This is a genomic window from Streptomyces hainanensis (genome assembly GCF_004348415.1).
Taxonomy (GTDB): Bacteria; Actinomycetota; Actinomycetes; order Streptomycetales; family Streptomycetaceae; genus Streptomyces; species Streptomyces hainanensis.
Map to the genome: position 1 here is coordinate 1 of NZ_SMKI01000458.1, position 6142 is coordinate 6142.

General features: G+C 75.4%; 5 protein-coding genes, 1 pseudogene and 1 riboswitch. Of the genes and pseudogenes, 3 read left to right on the plus strand and 3 right to left on the minus strand.

All coding sequences use genetic code 11. The annotated features are described in order from the left end of the window. Positions 1 to 217: 217 nt before the first annotated feature. Complete coding sequence (locus tag E1283_RS29980) at positions 218 to 1633, minus strand: dihydrolipoyl dehydrogenase family protein (protein WP_132821313.1); 1416 nt, start codon at positions 1631 to 1633, stop codon at positions 218 to 220. A gap of 61 nt (positions 1634 to 1694) precedes the next feature. After that, complete coding sequence (gene ligD / locus E1283_RS29985) at positions 1695 to 2723, minus strand: non-homologous end-joining DNA ligase (protein ID WP_207930579.1); 1029 nt, start codon at positions 2721 to 2723, stop codon at positions 1695 to 1697. 142 nt (positions 2724 to 2865) lie between these two features. Here ligD and E1283_RS38295 point away from each other — a divergent pair. From E1283_RS38295 to E1283_RS29995, 3 genes and pseudogenes are all read left to right on the plus strand, one after another. After that, positions 2866 to 3330, plus strand: a pseudogene (locus E1283_RS38295) (nucleoside deaminase); the annotation flags it as partial. Continuing rightward, positions 3313 to 3828, plus strand: a complete 516-nt coding sequence (locus E1283_RS38300; protein ID WP_207930580.1) for a tetratricopeptide repeat protein — start codon at positions 3313 to 3315, stop codon at positions 3826 to 3828. The pseudogene E1283_RS38295 and the gene E1283_RS38300, both read left to right, overlap by 18 nt. Next, entirely contained in the window at positions 3825 to 4280 is a 456-nt protein-coding gene (locus E1283_RS29995) for a GNAT family N-acetyltransferase (protein WP_132821314.1), read from the plus strand. Before E1283_RS38300 ends, E1283_RS29995 begins: the two co-directional genes overlap by 4 nt. 11 nt (positions 4281 to 4291) lie before the next feature. Here the strand turns inward: E1283_RS29995 and E1283_RS30000 are convergent, their stop codons facing one another. Beyond that, complete coding sequence (locus tag E1283_RS30000) at positions 4292 to 5680, minus strand: acetamidase/formamidase family protein (protein WP_132821315.1); 1389 nt, start codon at positions 5678 to 5680, stop codon at positions 4292 to 4294. A gap of 278 nt (positions 5681 to 5958) precedes the next feature. Beyond that, a riboswitch (SAM riboswitch) is annotated at positions 5959 to 6075 on the plus strand. The last annotated feature ends 67 nt before the right edge of the window (positions 6076 to 6142 follow it).

The window sequence follows — 6142 nt, forward strand, 5'->3', positions numbered from 1 at the left end:
CTGTCCACGATACGGACTTAGCTCCGCCTGGCCACGCCGGAAATGGCGGACAAGACCGCCCAAAGCAATTCGGGGTCGACGGGTGCACCGCTGCTCGTCGACGAGGCCATGAGCGCCTTCTGCGAGGCGGCCGTGGACTGGGAGGCGTTCTGGGACGACCAGATCCAGGACCTCTGCGAGCCCTACCTCGCCGGCTGAGGCGCGCGGCGCGGAACCTCTATCCCCGGTAGGTCTCCAGGAGGCGGAGCCAGATCTCGTTGGTGGTCGGGAAGGCCGGGACCGCGTGCCACAGGCGGGGGAGCGGGACCTCGGCGGCGACCGCGATGGTCGCGGCATGCAGGAGTTCGCCCGCGCCGGGGCCGACGAACGTGACGCCGAGCAGCCGTTCGTCGTCCAGGTCGACCACCATCCGCGCCCGGCCCCGGTAGTCGTCGGCGTAGAGCGCGGCGCCGGAGACCGCGCCGAGGTCGTAGTCCACCGCCCGGCAGCGGTGCCCCGCCGCCTCGGCCGCCGCCAGGGTCAGCCCGACCGCGGCCACCTCGGGTTCGGTGAACACCGCCTGGGGCACCGCCGCGTGGTCGGCCGTCGCCGCGAACGGCCCCCAGGGCGCCTCGTCCACCGGCCGGTCGGCGGCCCGGGCCGCGATCGCCGCGCCGGCGATCCGCGCCTGGTACTTGCCCTGATGGGTCAGCAGCGCCCGGTGGTTGGGGTCGCCGGCGCAGTACAGCCAGCCGTCCGGCACGCCCGCCACCCGCAGCGTGTCGTCCACCTCCAGCCAGGAGCCGGGTTCGAGGCCGACCGTCTCCAGCCCCAGGTCGTCGGTGCGCGGCGCCCGGCCCGTGGCGAACAGCACCTCGTCCGCGGTCACCGGGTCCCCGTGGTCCAGCGTGATCTCCACCGGCCCGTCCTTCCGGTCGACGGCGGTGACCGAGACGCCCGTCCGCACGTCGACGCCGGAGGCGCGCAGCCCGTCGGCCACCAGGTCGCCGGCGAACGGCTCCATCCGCGGCAGTGGCCGTTCGCCGCGGATCAGCAGCGTCACCCGGGAGCCGAGCGCGCTCCAGGCCGCCGCCATCTCGGCGCCCACCACGCCGCCGCCCACGATGGCCAGCCGCCCCGGCACCTTCCGGGAGCCGGTCGCCTCCCGGCTGGTCCAGGGCCTGGCGGACGCCACCCCCGGCAGGTCGGGCACCACGGCCCGGCTGCCCGTGCAGACCACCACCGCGTGCCGGGCGGTCAGCGTCCGCCCGGCCGCCTCCACCCGGCGCGGGCCGACCAACCGTCCGTGCCCGCGGACCAGTTCGACGCCGACCGAGTCGAGCCACGAGACCTGCCCGTCGTCCTGCCAGTCGCCGACGAACGCGTCGCGCCGCGCCAACACGGCCGCCGCGTCCACCCGCCGGTCGCCCACCGCCTCCCGCGCCCCCGCCACCGACCTGGCGCCGGACAACGCCGCCGCCGGCCGCAGCAGGGCCTTGCTCGGGATGCAGGCCCAGTAGGAACACTCGCCGCCCACCAGCTCGCTCTCCACGATCACGGTGCGCAGCCCGGCGGCCGCCGTGCGGTCGGCGACGTTCTCGCCGACCGGGCCGGCGCCGATCACGATCACGTCGTAGGTGTCGTCGTCACTCATCAGACTTCCGTTCCTCGCTCAACCGGTCTTCGCTCAACCGTTCCATCGCCAGCAGCCCACGCTAGGCCCTGCCCTCCCGATCTTCGCGTGGCCGCGCCGGCAGCCCGACCCCGGCCGGGTCACGGTCCGGACGCAGCCCGCGCCACACCGGGTGCCGCAGTCGGCCGTCGGCGGTCCAGGTGCGGTGCGCCACCTCGCCGACCAGCCGGGGCGCCACCCAGTGGGCGCGCCGCGCGTGCGGTCCGGGCAGCGGTTCGTCGAACGGGCTGGTGTCGCGGGCCAACGGGGCCAGCCGGGCGCGCAGGTCAGCCAGCACCGCCTCGCCGAAGCCACTGCCCACCCGGCCGACGTAGCGCAGCCGGCCGGCCTCGTCGTGGGCGCCGACGAGCAGCGAGCCGATGGACTCGACACGCCGCCCCTCGCCCGGCTGCCAGCCGCCGACCACCACCTCGCGGGTGGTGAACAGCGCCTTCTTCACCCAGAGTCGGGAGCGCCGACCCGGCAGGTAGCGGGAGTCGAGCCGCTTGGCGACGACCCCTTCGAGCCCGTGCTCACGGGCGATCTCCAGCAGCCGCGCGGGTGCCACCTCCGCGCCGGTGTAGTGCGGCGGTACGGCGAGCCCCGGGGCGTCGGCGAGGCCGAGGCCGAGGAGCCGGTCCCGGCGGGCGGTGTACGGCTCGTCGAGCAGCGCCCGCCCGTCGTGCCGCAGCACGTCGAAGGCGAAGTACGTCACCGGCACCCGGGCCGACAGCCCGGCGGTCGGCCGGCGTTGGTGCCGCCGTTGGAGCAGCCCGAAGTCGGGGCGGCCGGCGTCGTCGAGGGCCACGATCTCGCCGTCCAGGACCAGCCCGCCGCGGGCGCCGAGCGACCTCGGCACGACGCCGGCGAGCTCCGGGTAGGTGTCGCTGAGGTCGTGGCCGTTGCGGCTGGTCAGCCGGGTGCGGCCGGCCGGGCCCGCGCGCAGGCAGCAGCGGTAGCCGTCCCACTTGAACTCGTAGCCCCACGGGCCGGTCGGCGGTTCGCCGTCCACCGCCAGCATCGGGGGCACCGCGTCCGGCACGCCGGCCGGCGGGCTCGGGTCCCGTTCCATTCCCCCAGTAGAGGGGCGTCCGCCGGCCGCCGCGGACAGGACGCCGCCGGCCGGCCCGTGCCCGCCCGAACGGCCCACGTCGGCGACGTATCCTGATCGCCGCGAAGATCGAACGGACGAGTGAGGCCGGGAGGACACGGTGGTGGACGAGGCGGACGCGCGCCATCTGCGGCGCTGTGTGGAGCTGGCGGCCGAGGCACTGGCCGCCGGGGACGAGCCGTTCGGTTCCGTGCTGGTCGCCGGCGACGGGACCGCGCTCGCCGAGGACCACAACCGGGTGGCCGGCGGCGACCACACCCGGCACCCGGAGTTCCGGCTGGCCCGCTGGGCGGCCGCCAACCTGACCCCGGCCGAGCGGGCCGCGGCGACCGTCTACACCTCGGGCGAGCACTGCCCGATGTGTGCGGCCGCGCACGCCTGGGTCGGCCTCGGGCGGGTCGTCTACGTCGCCTCCTCCGAACAACTGGGGGAGTGGCTCGTGGAGTTCGGCGTTCCGGCGCCGCCGGTGACCACGCTGCCGATCTCGGAGGTGGCGCCCGGTGTGCTGGTCGCCGGCCCGGTGCCGGAACTGGCCGACCAGGTGCGGGAGTTGCACCGCCGTTTCCACGGTGAGCCCAACTGGGAGCAGCGGGTCGCGCAGGCCTGGCGCACCATCGACGAGCACGAGGCGGCCGAGTTCCGGGCCCTGATCGAGGGTCTGGCGGCCGAACTCCCGGCGGACAGCGCCCTGGCCGCGTTCGAGCGCGGCTGCGCCCACGACTCCACCGGCCAGCCGGAGCGCGCCGTTCCGGAGTACCGGCGGGCCCTCGAACTCGGCCTGACGGGCGTGCGGCGCCGCCGGGCGGTGTGCCAACTGGCGAGTTCGCTGCGGAACCTGGGCGACCCGGCGGAGGGCGTCGAGCTGCTGACCGCCGAACTGGCCCGCACCTCCGACCACATGGACGACGCCGTCCGCGCCACGCTCGCCCTCTGCCTCGTCGACGTCGGCCGCGAACGCGAGGCCGTCTCCGCGGCGCTCACCGCGCTCGCCCCCCATCTGCCGCGCTACCAGCGCTCCATGGCGAACTACGCCCGCGCCCTGGGCCCGGAGGCGGACCCGCGGTGACGCCCGACGCCTTCGCGGTGCGGTCCGCGCGTCCCCACGACTACGACGCGATCGTCGCCGTCGCCGACGACTGGTGGGGCCGGCCCGTCTCCGAGGTCCTGGGCCGGCTGTTCCTCGACCACTTCCACGAGACCAGCCTGATCGCCGAACGCGACGGCGAGCTGGCCGGGTTCGTGATCGGCTTCCTGTCGCCCTCCGCGCCCGACGAGGCGTACATCCACTTCACCGGGGTGGCCCCCGAGCACCGCCGCGGCGGCCTGGCCCGCGACCTGTACCGGCGGTTCTTCGCCCTGGCCGGGGCCGGCGGGCGGACCACGGTGCGGGCGGTGACCTCGCCGGTCAACGAGCGGTCCATCGCGTTCCACCGCGCCCTGGGCTTCGAGGTGTCCGCGCCGCGCCCCGGGTACGACGGCCCGGGGCGCGACCGGGTGGTGTTCTCCCGCGCGCTCTAGGGAGGCCGCGGTCAGCCGAAGTGGTCCTTGCTGATCACGCCGTGCACGCCCACGGTGCGGTCGACCACCTGGGAGATGTGGAAGTCGGCCGCCGCCGAGAGGTAGGCGTAGCCGGTGGCCCGGTCCATGCCCAGGTCGTGCTCCAGGAAGTCGAGGGCGTTGACCACGGCCCGACGCATGGCCACGTCCAGGTCGCTGAGCTGACCGCCCTGGCTGCCGTCCGGGTCGGAGAGTCCCACCGGCAGCCAGGCGTCCTCGGTCTCGCCGAACGGGTAGCGGAACGCCACCGAGGGCGCGTCGCCGGAGCCCGGCTTGCAGACGGTGAGCCGGAACGTGGTGCGCAGCGAGCCCTCGACGGCGGTGAGCGCCACCTCGCCGTCCGCCATCGCGAAGTGCGGGTCCCCGGTGTAGAACAGCGCGCCCTCGGCGAAGACCGGCAGATAGAGGGTGGCGCCCTCGCGCAGCAGGTTGATGTCGATGTTGCCGCCGCCGAGCGTCGGCGGGATGGAGTTGAGCGCCGGGTCGGTGAGGGCGGCCGCCTCGGCGAACGCCACGCCCATGGTCCCCATGTGCGGCCGCAGCGGGAACGTCACCTCGCGCCCGCGCCGCGAGCCCAGCGGCAGCACCCCGTTCAACGCCCCGCCCCGGCCGCGCCTGACCGGCGTGAACACCGAGACGTTGCCGTATCCGGCCGGGTCGCCGCCGGCCCTGCCGTCGGTGGCCACCGGCGGCATCACCTCGTCGAGCGAGATCCCGTCGGGTGCCGTGCCGTCCGGGCGCCGGCCCAGCGCGCCCTTGCCGTGCCGGCTGGATATCACGCCGTAGGGGACGCGGGGCAGCAGCGAGAGCGGCTCCACCTTCAGCACGTCGCCGGGCTCGGCGCCGGCCACCGCGATCGGCCCGGTGATGACGTGCGGGCCGTCGGCGTCGAAGTCGCGCTCCGTGCGGTCGTACTCGGCGGCGATGGCGATCGCGTCGCTCAGCACCTGCCCGCGCGGCACGTCGTGGTCGCCGAAGAACGCCACCGGGTCGCGGCCCTGGTCCTCCAGGATGCCCTCGTGCGAGACCGAGTCGACGGTGACCGTCTCGCCCGACCTGATCCGTAGCACCGGATCGCTGCCGACCGCCGGCGTGTACCCCCAGCGGACCTGGTCGGGCAGCGACGGCAGGTAGTGCCGGCCGTGGATCGGTCCCCGGTGCGGCTGCAGGATCTCGCGCGGTTGGCCGCCGCGCGAGGCGGGCTCGGCCGCCGCGGCCGGGGCCGCGGCGGCGAGGCCGGTGGCGGTGCCGGCGGCGGTCACGGCGCCCGCCGCCTGGAGGAAGCGGCGCCGGCCGAGGGCGGCGATCAGGGTGTCACGGGCGGCGGCCGCGTCCGTGGTGGGGCCTTCGGGGCTGTGCATGGTGGGGCTCCTGTTCTGCCACGGAACGAGCGGCCGTGCCGTGGCGGTGGTCACCCTAGGTGATATTCGGGCCCTGTCTCGGTGCTGAGCGTGATTGACCCATGGTTCTCACCCGCCCGAAACATGCGCCCCACGGGCCGCCGTGCCCCGACACACCCCCGAAACGCGGACGCCGCGCGGGCCCTGTCATCGCCACCCTCGACCCCGCGCCCTGCCCGCGTCCGAGGAGTGAGACACCCCGGGTGAGCCGCTGACCGCTGTGCCAGAATTCCGGACAAGGTCACGAGTGACAGCGACAACGGCCCCGGCCCGCTGTCCGGCAACCCTCCGTCGTGGCGGGGTGCCCCGGGTGATGACCGGGCCGCGAGCAGCAGGGCTCGCGGCAAGTGCGGCCCAGGAGGAGTCCCTCGTGCGAATGCGAATGCGGTAGAGCGTCACGCTCCCCCCTCGCCCTTTCACCCC

Coding starts and splice junctions, on each gene's coding strand:
- E1283_RS29980 (WP_132821313.1), bottom strand. CDS start 1,633: ATGAGTGACGACGACACCTACGACGTGATCGTGATCGGCGCCGGCCCG.
- ligD (WP_207930579.1), bottom strand. CDS start 2,723: ATGGAACGGGACCCGAGCCCGCCGGCCGGCGTGCCGGACGCGGTGCCC.
- E1283_RS30000 (WP_132821315.1), bottom strand. CDS start 5,680: ATGCACAGCCCCGAAGGCCCCACCACGGACGCGGCCGCCGCCCGTGAC.